At 44.3% G+C, this 15,830-nt stretch carries 16 protein-coding genes; 11 read left to right on the top strand and 5 right to left on the bottom strand.

Translation table 11 applies throughout. From position 1 onward, the window contains the following. The first annotated feature begins 49 nt into the window (after nucleotides 1–49). From argS to Q4486_RS06835, 7 genes are all read left to right on the top strand, one after another. Nucleotides 50–1,735: an arginine--tRNA ligase gene (gene argS, locus Q4486_RS06805; protein ID WP_303518866.1), complete on the top strand. Its 1,686-nt coding sequence runs from the start codon at nucleotides 50–52 to the stop codon at nucleotides 1,733–1,735. Between the two features lie 4 nt (nucleotides 1,736–1,739). Beyond that, nucleotides 1,740–2,381, top strand: a complete 642-nt coding sequence (locus Q4486_RS06810) for an SPOR domain-containing protein (RefSeq protein WP_303416167.1) — start codon at nucleotides 1,740–1,742, stop codon at nucleotides 2,379–2,381. Nucleotides 2,382–2,563: 182 nt separating this feature from the next. After that, entirely contained in the window at nucleotides 2,564–3,097 is a 534-nt protein-coding gene (hslV, locus tag Q4486_RS06815) for an ATP-dependent protease subunit HslV (protein ID WP_303416166.1), read from the top strand. Nucleotides 3,098–3,112: 15 nt separating this feature from the next. Beyond that, a complete protein-coding gene (gene hslU, locus Q4486_RS06820; RefSeq protein WP_303416165.1) occupies nucleotides 3,113–4,453 on the top strand; it encodes an ATP-dependent protease ATPase subunit HslU in 1,341 nt (446 codons plus the stop codon). A 16-nt stretch (nucleotides 4,454–4,469) separates the two neighbouring features. After that, nucleotides 4,470–4,853 (top strand): DUF971 domain-containing protein, encoded by a 384-nt coding sequence (locus tag Q4486_RS06825; protein ID WP_303416164.1) that lies wholly within the window; start codon nucleotides 4,470–4,472, stop codon nucleotides 4,851–4,853. A 105-nt stretch (nucleotides 4,854–4,958) separates the two neighbouring features. After that, nucleotides 4,959–5,717: a bifunctional demethylmenaquinone methyltransferase/2-methoxy-6-polyprenyl-1,4-benzoquinol methylase UbiE gene (gene ubiE / locus Q4486_RS06830; RefSeq protein WP_303416163.1), complete on the top strand. Its 759-nt coding sequence runs from the start codon at nucleotides 4,959–4,961 to the stop codon at nucleotides 5,715–5,717. 10 nt (nucleotides 5,718–5,727) lie between these two features. Further along, entirely contained in the window at nucleotides 5,728–6,339 is a 612-nt protein-coding gene (locus Q4486_RS06835; RefSeq protein ID WP_303518867.1) for an SCP2 domain-containing protein, read from the top strand. 28 nt (nucleotides 6,340–6,367) lie between these two features. On the opposite strand, the gene Q4486_RS06840 is transcribed toward Q4486_RS06835, so the two are convergent. The 4 genes from Q4486_RS06840 to Q4486_RS06855 are packed head-to-tail and all read right to left on the bottom strand — an operon-like array spanning nucleotide 6,368 to nucleotide 9,485. Further along, nucleotides 6,368–6,781 carry a CopD family protein gene (locus Q4486_RS06840; protein ID WP_303416161.1) on the bottom strand — a complete coding sequence of 138 codons (414 nt, stop codon included), beginning with the start codon at nucleotides 6,779–6,781 and terminating at the stop codon, nucleotides 6,368–6,370. A 10-nt stretch (nucleotides 6,782–6,791) separates the two neighbouring features. Beyond that, nucleotides 6,792–7,520: a DUF2927 domain-containing protein gene (locus Q4486_RS06845; RefSeq protein WP_303518868.1), complete on the bottom strand. Its 729-nt coding sequence runs from the start codon at nucleotides 7,518–7,520 to the stop codon at nucleotides 6,792–6,794. Nucleotides 7,521–7,573: 53 nt separating this feature from the next. Then, on the bottom strand, nucleotides 7,574–8,236 hold the full coding sequence (locus tag Q4486_RS06850; RefSeq protein WP_303518869.1) for a fumarylacetoacetate hydrolase family protein: 663 nt from the start codon (nucleotides 8,234–8,236) through the stop codon (nucleotides 7,574–7,576). Between the two features lie 43 nt (nucleotides 8,237–8,279). Continuing rightward, nucleotides 8,280–9,485 carry an MFS transporter gene (locus tag Q4486_RS06855; protein WP_303518871.1) on the bottom strand — a complete coding sequence of 402 codons (1,206 nt, stop codon included), beginning with the start codon at nucleotides 9,483–9,485 and terminating at the stop codon, nucleotides 8,280–8,282. A 92-nt stretch (nucleotides 9,486–9,577) separates the two neighbouring features. On the opposite strand from Q4486_RS06855, the gene Q4486_RS06860 reads away from it, so the two are divergent. From Q4486_RS06860 to serA, 3 genes are all read left to right on the top strand, one after another. After that, nucleotides 9,578–10,477 (top strand): LysR family transcriptional regulator, encoded by a 900-nt coding sequence (locus tag Q4486_RS06860; RefSeq protein ID WP_303518872.1) that lies wholly within the window; start codon nucleotides 9,578–9,580, stop codon nucleotides 10,475–10,477. 65 nt (nucleotides 10,478–10,542) lie between these two features. Then, nucleotides 10,543–10,824 carry a pyrimidine/purine nucleoside phosphorylase gene (locus Q4486_RS06865; protein WP_067862691.1) on the top strand — a complete coding sequence of 94 codons (282 nt, stop codon included), beginning with the start codon at nucleotides 10,543–10,545 and terminating at the stop codon, nucleotides 10,822–10,824. A gap of 258 nt (nucleotides 10,825–11,082) precedes the next feature. After that, nucleotides 11,083–12,315 carry a phosphoglycerate dehydrogenase gene (serA, locus tag Q4486_RS06870; protein WP_303518873.1) on the top strand — a complete coding sequence of 411 codons (1,233 nt, stop codon included), beginning with the start codon at nucleotides 11,083–11,085 and terminating at the stop codon, nucleotides 12,313–12,315. 54 nt (nucleotides 12,316–12,369) lie between these two features. Here the strand turns inward: serA and Q4486_RS06875 are convergent, their stop codons facing one another. Beyond that, entirely contained in the window at nucleotides 12,370–13,344 is a 975-nt protein-coding gene (locus Q4486_RS06875) for an alpha/beta hydrolase (protein ID WP_303518874.1), read from the bottom strand. 276 nt (nucleotides 13,345–13,620) lie between these two features. On the opposite strand from Q4486_RS06875, the gene Q4486_RS06880 reads away from it, so the two are divergent. Continuing rightward, nucleotides 13,621–15,798, top strand: coding sequence for a malate synthase G (locus Q4486_RS06880; protein WP_303518875.1), 2,178 nt, complete (start codon nucleotides 13,621–13,623; stop codon nucleotides 15,796–15,798). Nucleotides 15,799–15,830: the final 32 nt, after the last annotated feature.

Here is a 15,830-nt window from a genome sequence, read left to right on the forward strand (position 1 = left end):
AAAACCGCCTTCAGGCCCACCGATTCATCCAAACGGTATATGTACGCTAATGAAACAAGTTATTGCAGGACTTATCGATTCTGCCCTAAAAACACTGATTGAAAATGGCACTTTGCCGGAAGATGTACAACCAAATATCATGGTTGAAAACACACGTGACAAGTCACATGGTGATTACGCATCCAACATTGCACTGACCTTAGCTAAGCCTGCGCGTAGCAATCCTCGCCAATTAGCAGAAAAACTAGTTGCCGCGTTGCCTCAATCTGACAATCTAACGCGTACTGAGATAGCAGGACCAGGCTTTATTAACTTTTTCATTAGTGAAGCCTCAACCAACAGTTTACTAACCACTATTTTGGATCAGAAAGAGAGTTATGGCCGCAACAACGACGGTGCGGGACGTAAAGTGCAGGTCGAATTCGTCTCGGCAAACCCAACAGGTCCGTTGCATATTGGCCATGGCCGTGGCGCCGCTGTAGGTGATTGCCTATGTCGCATAATGGATGCCAATGGCTGGGATGTAACCCGTGAATTTTATTACAATGATGCTGGCCAACAGATCAACAACTTAGCACTGTCGGTACAAGCTCGCTGCAAGGGCCTAACACCTGATGGCGCAAGCTGGCCTGAAGATGGCTACCGTGGTGATTACATTATCGACCTTGCCGAAAGCTTTATGCGCGGTGATACCGTTAAATCTGAAGACCAATCCTTTACTGGGACAAAAAATTCTGCAGATCTAGAAGCGATTCGTCATTTCGCCGTTGCCTATTTAAGACGCGAACAAGACCTCGACCTAAAAGCGTTTGCTGTTGATTTTGATGTTTACTTCCTTGAATCGTCCCTTTACGAGGAAGGAAAAGTAGAACGTACTGTACAAACACTAATCAAAAACGGTTACACCTATGAAGATGGTGGCGCACTTTGGTTACGTACAACCGATTTTGGTGATGACAAAGACCGAGTAATGCGCAAAAAAGATGGGGGCTACACCTACTTTGTACCAGATGTTGCTTATCACTTGGACAAATGGCAACGCGGATTTGAATGCGTATTAAATGAACAGGGCGCCGATCATCACAGCACTATCACTCGTGTCCGCGCAGGCCTTCAAGCACTTAATGCAGACATCCCTAAAGGCTGGCCTGATTACGTCCTTCACCAGATGGTTACCGTTATGCGCGGCGGAGAAGAGGTAAAAATATCCAAACGTGCAGGCAGCTACTTAACCCTGCGAGACCTTATCGATGAAGTCGGCCGTGACGCAACACGCTACTTTTTGGCTGCGCGCAAATCAGATAGTCATTTAACGTTTGATATAGATCTTGCCCGCTCTCAATCCGCAGACAATCCGGTTTACTATATTCAATACGCCCACGCCCGTGTTTGCTCCATTTTCCGCAAACTCGCCGAGAACAATTTAGACTGGGATCTTGAAACAGGTAAAGCAGCTCTATCTTGCTTAGAACTAGAATCTGAAAAGAACTTGGTTATCAACCTTGGACGCTATCCAGAAGTGGTAAAAAATGCAGCCAGTGCCCGTGAGCCTCACCAGATCGCCAACTACTTACGTGATCTAGCCGGTGATTTCCATACTTACTATAATTCAGAAAAAACCTTAGTCGATGATGAAAACCTACGTAATGCACGCCTAACTCTGGCCGTTGCCGTACGTCATGTTTTAGCAAACGGCTTAGATCTACTTGGCGTTACCGCACCGGAGCAGATGTAACACTATGGCCTCCCGTAAGGACTATGCAAAAAACAAACGCGGCGCAGCTTCGGCTAGCCGCTCTAGACCCTCTACTAAAAAAGCGCCCGCTAAAGCTAAAAAGCGCTTTCCCACAGGTCTACTTGCAATCACCCTTATCTTACTGGGAGGCCTAGGCTATGGATTATTCAAACTCACCCAAATCGATAGGGATCCGAGTACAACACCTATAGCTAATCATTCGGCTCCTAAACCCAGCGTAAAGAAAGCACCTGAAAGCAAAGCGCCGGTAGTTGAGAAATCAACAACAACGGCAGCCACTACGACAGAGAACACCAACCGCTTCGAATTTTACGAAATGCTAAAAGAGAGTGAAGTAGAAACCGTCAAGGTTGACGCTTATAAATCGACGCCTAAAAACGCAAAGTCTGAACACAAATACCTTTTACAGGCAGGCTCTTTCAAAGTGAAGGCTGATGCAGAAAGAATGCGCGCACAACTCATCCTTCAAGGCTTGCCCGATGTCCATACAGATACCAGTAAAAACAAAGACGGTACCCTTTGGTATCGAGTTCGTTTAGGGCCTTTTGATAATCGATCTAAATTATCTAAAGCCTACGATAAGCTTGTGCAACTCAATATCCAACCTCTGCGCATCAAGCAATAAGGCGCAATACAGAAACAAACGAGAAAGCCCAGCGATAAAGCTGGGCTTTTTAGTCAATTAAGCCTTGAAATTCATCTCAGCGTCACCATCTTTCTGTAAACCCCTTAAAGAAAGCAATATCACGCCCGCCACATCGTTTTTTGCGTGTTATTGGTAATTAAATCTCCCATTAGGAGCAGAAGATGACAACGATTGTATCCGTACGTCGTGGAGACAAAGTAGTAGTCGGCGGTGATGGCCAAGTATCTTTAGGCAACACCGTAATGAAAGGCAGCGCAAAAAAAGTGAATGTGCTCGCTAAACACGCCGTCATAACAGGCTTTGCAGGCTCTACCGCTGATGCGATTACACTACGTGATCTATTTGAACAGCAACTTGAAAAACACCAAGGCAATATCGTTAATGCGGTAATCCATTTAGCACGTGAATGGCGCAGCGATAGAGTACTACGCCGTTTAGAAGCCCTAATGCTCGTTGCTAACAAAGAAAAAACCTACTTAATCTCCGGGAGCGGAGATGTTATTGAACCGGAAGATGGCGTCATTGCAATCGGTTCTGGCGGCAACTTTGCGTTAGCGGCTGCACGTGCACTCGTTGATAATACTGAATTAGACGCAAAAGAGATCGTTGAGAAAAGCCTGCATATTGCCGCAGGGATCTGTGTCTTCACCAACGGCAACTTAACTATTGAAGAACTTGATTCTGTCGCCAGCTAAGGAAACTAATAAGATATGTCTAACATGACCCCACGCGAAATTGTATCCGAGCTGGATCGCCATATTATCGGACAAGATGAAGCCAAAAGAGCGGTCGCTATTGCCCTACGTAACCGTTGGCGCCGTATGCAATTAAATGATGAATTACGCACCGAAGTAACACCTAAAAACATCTTAATGATTGGCCCAACCGGTGTAGGTAAAACAGAGATAGCACGCCGTTTAGCTAAACTAGCTAATGCGCCATTTATAAAAATCGAAGCAACCAAATTTACTGAAGTTGGCTACGTTGGACGCGATGTAGAAACAATTATCCGCGATCTTGTCGACATGTCCATCAAGCTGCTGCGTGAAAAGGAGATGGAAAAGGTTCGTTTTCGAGCTGAGGAAGCAGCTGAAGAGCGCGTTTTAGATGCATTATTGCCACCCGCCCGTCCTGCAAACTTTGGCGAGCAACAATCCCCTGCCGAACGGGAAGATAGCGCGACTCGCCAAGTTTTCCGTAAAAAGCTGCGTGAAGGCCAGTTAGACGACAAAGAGATCGATATCGAAGTAGCCCAACCCCAAGTGGGCGTTGAGATAATGGCACCGCCAGGCATGGAAGAGATGACAAATCAGCTACAAAGCATGTTTTCTGGCATGGGTGGCGGAAAAAAACAATCTCGTCGCATGAAGATAAAAGAAGCCTTCAAAATGCTGACCGATGAAGAAGCGGCTAGTATGGTGAAAGAAGATGAGCTCAAGCAAAGTGCGGTTGAGTTAGTTGAACAACACGGTATCGTTTTTCTAGATGAGATAGATAAAGTTTGTAAAAACGGCTCAAATAGTAGTGGTGAAGTGTCTCGCGAAGGGGTGCAACGTGACTTACTACCTTTAATTGAAGGCTGCACAGTAAGCACTAAATACGGCATGATCAAAACAGACCATATACTATTTATTGCCTCAGGCGCATTCCACCTATCTAAGCCTTCAGATCTAATTCCTGAATTACAGGGCCGCTTGCCGATTCGCGTTGAATTAAAAGCACTTACACCGGATGATTTCCGCCGCATCCTCAAAGAACCGAATGCATCACTTACCGAACAATATATCGCCCTACTAAAAACTGAAGGCGTAAATGTTGAGTTTACCGATGACGGCATTCACCGTATTGCAGAACTCGCCTTTCAAGTAAATGAAAGCACCGAAAACATTGGGGCTAGACGCTTACATACAATGATGGAACGCTTACTAGAAGAGCTATCATTCTCAGCTTCAGATTGCTCTGGCCAATCCATTAAGATAGATAAAGCTTTTGTTGACCAACAACTCAGCGAGTTGAGTCAGGATGAAGACTTAAGTCACTACATCCTCTAGCGACAAGGAGATCCACATGTCAAAAGCGCCATTGCCTAACGAGATTAAATTACATAAAAAATCTCGTACTCTGGAATTGACTTATGGAGACGATAAGTTCGAGTTAACAGCAGAGTATCTTCGAGTGCACTCACCTTCTGCCGAAGTACGAGGCCACGGAATAGGTAATGGCGTACTGCAAACAGGTAAAAAGCTCGTAGGAATAAAAGAACTCATCCCAACGGGTAACTACGCCCTTAAAATTGTGTTTGACGACGGTCATGATAGTGGCCTTTACACATGGGACTGCCTACATGACCTAGCGTACAATTATGATCAGTACTGGCAAACCTACCTTGAAAAACTCCAAGCCGCAGGCGAAAGTCGTGATGGCGGGCTTATCGCCATTGGTCGAGGCTGAGCGATTTAAGAGTAATAAATCTTGAATACATTCCCAAGACAATACCGCTCCATATAGGTACAATTCCAGCATTCATATTTAAGACCATCATCAGGACATCTAAACATGACCGACCAGCGCAATGACGACACAACTCACTTCGGCTTCGAAGACGTAAAAAAAGAAGAGAAGGTTCAACGTGTTGCAGATGTATTCCACAGCGTAGCTGGCAAATATGACTTGATGAATGATCTGATGTCGGGAGGTGTTCATCGCCTTTGGAAACGTATCACTATAGAGCAAAGCGGTGTACGTACAGGCAATACTGTTTTAGATATTGCAGGTGGTACCGGTGATTTAACCATGCGTTTTTCACGCTTAGTTGGCCCAACGGGAAAAGTTGTATTAGCAGATATCAACGACTCTATGCTGAAAGTTGGCCGCGATAAGCTAATGGACAAAGGCGTAACCGGCAATGTCGAGTTTGTGCAAGCTAATGCAGAAGCATTACCTTTTCCTGATAATACCTTCGATGTTATTACAATCGCGTTTGGCCTACGTAATGTAACGGACAAAGATGCGGCATTACGCTCGATGGCTCGCGTGTTGAAACCTGGCGGAAAAGTAATGGTCCTAGAGTTTTCTAAAACTGACAACCCATTATTAACTAAAGCTTACGATTTTTACTCTTTCAACATCCTACCTCAGATGGGCTCCATGATTGCAGGTGATGCTGACAGCTATCGCTACTTAGCAGAATCGATCCGTATGCATCCCGATCAGGAAACACTCAAATCGATGATGCAAAATGCAGGGCTAACAAACTGCAAATACCAAAATATGACCGGCGGTATTGTCGCTCTGCATACAGGCATTAAACCTTAAAGGTCTCCCAATGATCGAGATGTTACAAGCAACCCTCCTCACAACAGCGGAAGAGGCATGCAGCCAGTTATTACAGCGTGACCCGATCACACTACAACATCTCGAACGTTTAAGCGGTAAAGTTATTGCCGTAGAAGTAACGAATCCTAGACTTAACCTGTTTCTACTCCCTAATGCCGATGGAATCCAAATTCAATCGGTTTATAACGACAAACCCGATGCCACGCTGAGTGGACAGGCTCTCGACTTCCTTAAGCTTTTGGCAACTAAAGACCGAGCAGATGCCATGTTTGGCAAAACAATTCAGCTTTCAGGGGATACGGCTCTAGCAACACGTTTACAAGAGATTTTGGCCGATACACAGATTGACTGGGAGGGTATGCTTGCGAACTTAGTTGGAGAGCTGCCGGCTCACCAATTAGCCATCTATGCTACTTGGAAAACAAACGGGTACAAAAACGCAGGCCTAAGCGTCATTCAGAATCTGGATGAATATCTAAAAGAGGAGTTAAAGGTGATCCCTACTCGCCCTGAAATCAACAATTTTTACAGCGAGATAGACGTTTTAAGAGAGCGCGTAGAGCGCTTAAGCGCCAAGATAGCAGCTAAGGTTAAGAGCTAACCTTAGCCATCCTCAACACTTAAACATCTTAGAAAGGTTTAACAACAACAAAAATAAGTATAGGTATAAAGATCAATAATGGTAATTCGTTAAATAAGCGAAAATAACGCCCACTCCGATCTAAAACTCCCGCTCTCATCTTCTTCAAATACGCTTTACACCAGTGATGATAACCAATTAACAAAACCACAAAAACAAGCTTGGCATGTAACCATCCACCACTAAAACCATAACCTAGCCACAACCATAACCCCAAACCCAGCGTAAAGAGCGCCATAATGCTCATAAAACCATAAAGCTTACCGGCCATAATCTCTAAACGCGTAACATCTTGTCCCGCCTCACGACCTTCAACATAATGTACAAAAATACGAGGAAGGTAGAAGATCCCCGCCATCCAACTTGTCATCGCAAGAATATGAAAGGTTTTAACCCATAACATGGCGATCTCCTTAATAGCCTAAAAGAGGGTAAAGCTCACCGGATCGAATATCACGGTTTGCAGTCTTGATTGTACCGTCATTCTGCCATTTACGAATTAATTTGTTTAAAAAGGGCTTCACTTCACTCTCTGTCATACCACTTTTCAGCTCAGCGCTATATAGCATCTTCAGCAGCAGACCATCTAAGCCGGAAAGCAAACTCTCGGGTGTTTTATCATTAAAAATTGAGGGATAAACTTCCTCAGAATCATTTGGCAACCCCATCACTTGAGTAATCTCTTCCACAATACAGGTCACTAATTTCCCATGCATTCGCGCTTGATCTACAGGAATAATAATAGCTGCGCTCTCTATTTCATACCTGCTGTTAACACGAAAGTTAGCCATACAAACCGCCCCATGCATGACTTTTACCGCCTTTTCACCAAAAAGCTGACCAACCTGTTCAATCCAGTCACGCTGCTGAGTAAACACAATTTTCAGGTTAGCCTGCTCAGGAGAGGACACAAAACTAATAGGATGCTGTATCAACGAAGATAGATGGGTGACATGCATACGTACTAAGTCGGCATGTAAGCTTTTATCACCAACCTTGTGATCCAACCACAAGGTAATCGGCTTTTCCCAACGGCGCACCACACGCCCCTGCTGCGAGTACTCATTACGAAGAGCTACCTGAGTAAAAGCCTGTACTAAATAACTGGGCTGCTGCCAGCGATAATCAGCACTGGCAGTCAATGAGCAACTAAATAAGGCTAAAAAAAGAAATCTCCGACAGAACGGAAACATTATCAAATAGCACGTGTAGAGATGCTTAGAAGATCAGCTAATGACACTTCCAATTGATCACCCGGCAAGATAGGTCCAACACCCGCTGGCGTCCCCGTTAAAATCACATCACCCGGTTCCAGCGTAAAAAATTCACTACTGTGGCTAATCAAGGGCAAAACGCGATTCAACATATGCGAGCTGTTACCCGACTGGCGTAATTCACCATTAACCATCAATTTGATATCTACATTCTGCAAATCCGGAACACAGCTAGGTGCGACAAAAACGGATAAAGGTGCAGCCCCATCAAAGCCTTTAGCCTTTTCCCAAGGGTGACCTTTATCTTTCAACTTACCTTGCAAATCGCGTAGAGTAAGATCTAAGCCCAAACCAACGCCCGCAATCGCAGCAAGCGCTTCCCCTTCCGATGCATGACTTAAACGCTCACCGATCAAGATAGACATCTCAGTCTCAAAATGTACTGAGCCATACCCCTGAGGAACAATAAAAGGCTCAGCCATATCAACCACGCTCGTTGATGGCTTGATAAACAACATTGGCTCAGTAGGAATGGGATTATTTAGCTCAGCGGCATGATCAGCATAGTTACGTCCCACACAAATCACTTTGCCTGTAGGCAAACCAGCAGATCTACCGTCAATAAAACGATGTTGATAACTCATCAATGCTCCCCAACTATTCCAAAGGCCAATTTATAGGCTAAGTTTACCCGCACCCTTGCCCAGTAGCTAGAGAGAGACGCGAACGTAGATACAACCCCACAGATAAAATAAAGGTTAATGTCAGCACAATTAAAGACCCAACAACAACACCATGCCAGCCGAGCCAATGCCAAAAAGGATCGAGATAAAAGCCGCCGCTACTCGCACCTAAATAATAAAACACGAGATAGATAGAAGAAGCCGTGGCACGTGCATGCCGCGCGTTTTGGCTAACCCAACTACTCGCGCTTGAATGGGCAACAAAAAAGCCAAAAGCACTAATCAGGAAGCCAACTATAATTGTCCATAATGAAGGTATAAGCGTAACTAGAGTTCCCAGCATTAAAACCAAACAACCAAGCGCAATGACCAAGGGCTGAGGTATTCTAGCCGCTATATTGCCAGAAATAGCTGAACCAAATGTACCGCTTAAATAGGTAAGAAATAACATGCCTAATAAACTAGCGGGGAGATTAAAAGGCGCCTCAGCTAACAGGAAGGTTGCATAACTATATTGATTAATAAATATAAAGAAATTTAACCCGCCAATAATATATGCCAACACCAACAATGGATTCTGTAAATGGGATAAAATATCAGAGAAGACGCGTTTAGGACGTAACAGGGTTGGCGAAAAGTTTTCAGACACAGGTAACATCCAAGCAAAAACACTTAAACAGATGAAGCTGATTAAACTCATCAATGCAAAAGCTTCCTGCCACCCCAGCCAATCGCCAACAAAACCACCGATCAAACGCCCACCAATGCCTCCGAGTGTATTACCACTAATATATAAACCAACCGCAACCCTTACTGCATTTCGTCCAAACTCATCCCCCATATAGGCGATAGCAATAGCGGGTAAGCCTGCTAAACAAACCCCTTGTATAGCTCTTAACAATACAAGCTGCTCAAAACTGCTAACCTGAGACAAGGCAAAGCTACATAAAACAACGCCTGCCATACTGCCTAGCATCAACTGTGTACGACCTATAGCATCAGAGATCGGCCCAAAAAGCAGCAAAGAGATACCCAAAGTGAGCGTTGTAACAGTTAAACTCCAGCTCGCCTGTAAAGGTGTTATCTGAAATTCATTTGCCAACATCGGAAGAAGTGGCTGAGTAATATAGACATTGGAGAAAACCATAAATGAGCCTAAACATAACGCCAATGTAGCTCGCCAAAACTGGGCTGTACCTACTTCTATCATCTTTGCACCTCTAATTATGGATGCAGATTAGCAATCAACAGCGAATAATAAAAATATATACTTTTTATTGATTTCATAAGAAAATATTATGCATGGACATAAAACACCTGACCTACTTCAAAACCGTCACCGACTTCAGCAGCTTTACAAAAGCCGCCGAACATCTTCATATAGCCCAACCGGCGATCAGCATGGCCATAAAAAAGCTAGAGGCTGAGTTGGAACTCACTCTATTCCATCGCCAGGATCGAAAAATCAGCCTTACCGATGAAGGCCAACATCTCTATCAGCATGCATGCAAAATACTGCAGGCAACAGAGGATGCATTACTGGAGATGCAGGAGTTGAAAGGCTTAATCCAAGGCGATGTCCGTGTCGGTATACCCAGTATGTTGGGGTCCTATCATTTTCCTCCCATACTGATGGCTTTTCGTCACCGCTATCCACAATTAAACCTTACCGTTATCGATGGTGGGGCGGGGAAACTGCAGCAACTACTTGAAACCGGTGAGCTCGACCTAGCGGTGATTGTAGATGAAACAACCTCTGACTTTTTGGAAACTAAAGTATTCCTACGTGAACAGATGATGGTGGTATGTCCCAAAGACCACCCCTTCGCCGCATTAGAGAGCATTAGTTATCCACAGCTCTTCGCCGAAGAGCTGGTCATGTTTAACAGCGGGTATTTCCACCGTAACGTTGTCGACCGTATTGCCGCCGAATCAGATGTCACACCTAATATCAGCTTTGAAACCAACCTAATCCCGCTCATTAAATCGATCGTCAAGCAGGGGTTTGCTATCTCCACCTTAATGGAGATGGTGATTCAAGATGAACCCGACCTCGTAGCTAGGCCCTTCACCAAATCCGTATGGCTTGATCTATCTATTGCTTGGCGTAAAGGGGGTTACCTGTCACATGCTAACCGCACCTTTGTGGAATTTCTTTTAGAACATAGCCAAGAGAAGAAAAAACAAGATAAAGCCCGCTAAACACTCAGCTTGCAGCAACCTTATTTTATCTCTATGATTCGCGAAAATTTGAGGAGATTACGATAATGTTGGATGTAAATGAGTACTTCGACGGAACCGTCAAATCGATTGGTTTTACAAACACTGAAGGTAAAGCAACAGTCGGTGTGATGGCGCCTGGTGAATATGAATTCGGCACCAGTGAAGATGAATTAATGAAAGTTGTCAGCGGCGAACTTATTGTTAAGCTTCCAGGTACTGAAACCTTCCAATCGTTTCCGACAGGTACTGAATTTAAAGTAGCAGCTAATCAAAGCTTCCAACTAAAAGTTGAGCAACCTACTGCTTACTTATGCTTCTATAGCTAAATAATTCCCTAGCTATAGAATACCTGCCGACTAAAAGAATCGCACAATCTTTCGCTTTTAGTTGGCGGGCAAAATTTGACAATTTCTTTATTCAATACAATCTGCCTCAACTTAAGTTGAATATTTTTCCCGCAATCTGGACTGTTCATTCATCCTTTTCAACTTAGGCTGTGATAATATGCCCGCATAAATTTTCAGCGACTAAACCTGTGGCGCACCTGTTATAGGCGATCACCACGCAATTAAAGAGCTACTACCATGAGTAATACAACCTCTCTTGATAAAAGCAAAATCAAGATCTTGCTACTAGAAGGCGTACACCAATCTGCGGTGGACACTTTTAATCAGAATGGTTACACCAATATCGAATTCTTAACTGGCTCACTACCAGAAGACGAATTGATCGCCCGTGTAAAAGATGTTCACTTCATTGGTATTCGTTCCCGCACTCAGCTAACGGATAAAGTTTTTGATGCTGCTAAAAAATTAGTAGCTGTAGGTTGTTTCTGTATCGGCACCAACCAAGTGAACTTAGAAGCAGCAACCATGAATGGTGTTGCCGTCTTTAATGCGCCTTTCTCAAACACACGCTCTGTAGCAGAGTTAGTCATTGCTGAAGCGATCATATTGCTTCGTGGCGTTGCTGAAAAAAGTGCTAAAGCCCACCGTGGTGAATGGCAAAAATCGGCTAAAAACTCTTACGAAATTCGTGGTAAAAAACTAGGTATCGTTGGCTACGGCAGCATAGGTTCACAATTAAGTGTTATTGCTGAAGCAATGGGCATGGATGTTTACTTTTATGACGTCGTTACAAAACTGTCCCTTGGTAATGCAAAACAAGTGGGATCGTTAAAAGAACTACTAAATATTAGTGATATTGTTACCTTACATGTTCCTGAAACTGCATCAACTAAAGATATGATGGGTGCAGCCCAGTTTGCAGAGATGAAGCAAGGCTCTATCTTTTTAAACGCCGCTCGCGGCACCGTTGTAGTTATTGATGATCTATGTGACGCGCTGGATTCAGGCCGTTTGTTAGGCGCAGCAATCGATGTATTCCCAGTTGAACCTCGCTCTAACAATGATGAGTTCATCTCCCCACTACGTAAATATGACAATGTTATTCTGACGCCTCACGTCGGTGGTTCTACTATGGAAGCACAGGAAAACATTGGCTACGAAGTAGCTGAAAAACTGATCAAATATAGTGATAACGGTTCTTCAATTACCTCTGTGAACTTCCCTGAAGTAGCACTGCCAGAGCATCCAAATGTTCACCGTTTGCTACACGTTCACAACAATGTACCTGGCATCATGGCATCGATTAACAATGTTTTCTCTGCTAACAGTGTAAACGTGAGCAGCCAATACCTACAAACAAACGAAAAAGTAGGCTACGTTGTAATTGATGTAGATGCTGATTGTTCTAAAGTTGCGTTAGAAAACTTAAAACAGATCGAAGGCACAATCCGCTGCCGTCGCTTGTTTTAATAGATCGACCAACAAGATAAGCCTTTATCGGCTTTAGATAAAACGGGCGCGCGATCAGTGCCCGTTTTTGTTTTCCCAACGATCAAAAATCTGCCCCACTTTTTCAAACACTTCATCTCGATAGATTTCGGTTTCATTCACTAAATGGTGTTTTGCACCGTTAATCAACGTTAGCTCCAATTCTGGATACAAACGCCCTAATATAGCTAGGTTATAACGCCAATCAACCGTGTCATCATCGGTTCCTTGAATCATATGAATAATCCCACTCACAGGTTCATGGGATTCAATCCAACGCCCCCATGCCAACATAGCTCCCACCCAATTCACCGGTATCTCTTTATATTGCAGTGGGTCTTCCTCATTAATAAATTGCCTAAATTTCAAGTCATGCGTGTTGTTGCTATACCCTCTCGGAACTCTCTTTACTATATATTTAAGCCAGCGGAATTTTCGTTGGATGGCACGCCATGAAGATGAACGAACTAACGGCGCTAACAAAACCCTCTCACCAATAAGAGGCGTATTCTCATGTGTAAACAACAACTGGTGAGCCATAATGACAGCCCCTCCTGTACTTTGCCCAATCAAATGCAAAGGTCCTCTAATATCAGATTTAACAAAAGAGATCAGGTCCGCTAATTGAGTCGCATAATGTTTAAAGTCCTCCACAGATAAAGGATCCCCATCCGATAAGCCATGGCCACTTAAGTCATAACACAACACATCAAAACCATCCCTGAGCAACCTATCAATTAGGTGTTTATACAGCCCTACATGATCCATATACCCATGAAGAACAATAACGGTTCCTCGGCAAGCGCTCCCTTTTTCCTGCGAATAGGACTGAAGGGTCACCTCTATCCCATCTAGCTTAATACGACCTATTCTATATTTAGACCGGTTTACCAACGGCATCAGCTGATAAGTTTTCAAATAAGCCCTAATTTGATCATTCAATACACCTGCGGCTGCATCTGTGTAGGCAGGTAAGCTCCTAATCAATAAGTCTCGTTCGAACAAACCCATATACACTCCTGAAGAAACAACTATGGAAATAGCCCTGTAGAAAAACAACAAGTTACTCCCTTAACTCTAGCTTATCACGATAACTATTCGCTCAACTTATACCGAATATAAGGCGTACTTATCATACTTTAGGATCTAGTTAGGCGACTTTTTTTCTTCTTTGAGCTACTGTTGCATTGCACAATGACAACTGCAATCAAAAGCAGTTTCTACTCCACTCAGTTCACGGTTGCCTCGCACCTGGACTGTCGGAACATATAACTGGGGCAAGTAATTATGAGTCAAAGGGTACAGAGCGGCGGCCTTCAAGTTGCAGAGTCTCTATATAATTTCGTAAACAATGAAGCACTGCCAGGCACTGGCGTAACTAGCGAACAATTTTGGGCTGGCTTTGATGCACTTGTTCACGATTTAGCACCTAAAAATCGCGATCTGTTAGCTAAACGTGATGCGATCCAAGAGCAGATCGACGCATGGCACCGCGAACGCCAAGGTCAAGCTTTCAATCTAGAAGCCTATAAAGGTTTCTTATCTGAGATCGGCTATCTATTGCCTGAAGGTGAAGATTTCACCGCGACAACAGAAAATGTTGACCCTGAAATGGCAACGATGGCTGGCCCTCAGCTCGTTGTTCCTGTCATGAATGCACGTTTTGCATTGAATGCAGCGAATGCCCGTTGGGGAAGTCTTTACGACGCTCTCTACGGTACTGATGCTGTTTCAGAAGAGAATGGAGCCGAGAAAACTGCCGGTTATAACCCAGCACGTGGCGCAAAAGTTATCGCCGCTGCTCGCGAGTTTCTTGATCAGGCAGTACCTTTAGCGACAGGCTCACACAAAGATTCAGCCGGTTACACTATCGTTGATGGACAGCTAGTTGTTGCTATGACTAATGGCGGCACCACAACACTAGCGGATACTCAAAAGCTTATCGGCTATACAGGCGAGACCTCTGCACCACTGTCTATTCTGTTTGAAAATAACGGTCTACACTTTGAAGTTCAGATCGACCGTGACAGCCAAATAGGCAAAGAAGATGCCGCCGGCATTAAAGATATCATCATGGAAGCGGCCCTGACTGCTATCATGGATTGCGAAGACTCTGTTGCTGCTGTTGATGGCGACGATAAAGTTGTTATCTATCGCAATTGGTTAGGTCTAATGAAAGGCGATCTTACTGAAGAAGTAAGTAAAGGGGGTAAAACCTTTACTCGCCGCATTAATGCAGACCGTGAATTTACTGCACTAGATGGTTCCAACATCGCCCTTAAAGGTCGCAGTCTAATGTTCGTTCGTAACGTAGGTCATCTAATGACTAACGAAGCGATCTTGGACAAAGACGGTAATGAAATTCCTGAAGGGATTATGGATGGTGTTATTACAACACTTATCTCCATCCACGATATGAAAGGCACTGGTAAATTTAGCAACACAACAACAGGCTCCACCTACATCGTAAAACCTAAGATGCATGGTCCTGAAGAAGTTGCCTTTGCTAATGAACTATTTGCTCGTATCGAAGATATGCTTGGCCTTGCACGCTTCACAATGAAGATGGGCATAATGGATGAAGAGCGCCGCACAACTGTCAACCTAAAAGAGTGTATCCGCGCAGCTAAAGAGCGCGTGGTATTCATCAACACAGGTTTCCTTGACCGTACCGGCGATGAGATACATACATCAATGGAAGCTGGCCCAATGATCCGTAAAGGTGACATGAAAGCCGCCTCTTGGATTGGTGCTTACGAAGATTGGAACGTTGATAACGGTCTACTTTGTGGCCTACAAGGTCGTGCACAGATCGGTAAAGGTATGTGGCCAATTCCTGATCAAATGGCAAACATGCTGAAAGCTAAGATCGGTCATCCTATGTCGGGCGCGAATACCGCATGGGTACCTTCACCAACCGCCGCTGTTCTTCATGCTACCCATTACCATCAGGTAGATGTTTTTGCCCGTCAGGATGAACTAAAATCACGTCCTCGTGCAAATTTAGACGACATTCTAACGATCCCAGTTGAAGCTAATCCAAGCTGGTCTGCTGAAGAGATTCAACAGGAACTGGATAACAACGCACAAGGTATCTTAGGCTACGTTGTTCGCTGGATCGATCAAGGTGTAGGTTGTTCAAAAGTACCAGACATCAACGATGTTGGCTTAATGGAAGATCGTGCAACACTACGTATCTCTAGCCAGCATATTGCTAACTGGTTACGTCATGGTATCTGCTCTGAAGAGCAAGTAATGGAAACCATGAAACGCATGGCGGCCGTTGTAGATCGCCAGAACGAAAACGATCCTCTTTACCGTCCTATGGCCGCTAATTTTGACGACAGCATCGCCTTCGCAGCAGCTTGTGAGCTGGTTATCGAAGGGTGCAAACAGCCAAACGGTTATACCGAGCCGGTTCTGCACCGTCGCCGTATCGAAGCAAAAGCAAAATTTGGTGCATAATTAGTTTCACTCATAGCGACTGAATGACACAT

Origin of the sequence: Neptuniibacter sp. 2_MG-2023, from assembly GCF_030547495.1 — a bacterium.
Classification (GTDB): domain Bacteria; phylum Pseudomonadota; class Gammaproteobacteria; order Pseudomonadales; family Balneatricaceae; genus Neptuniibacter.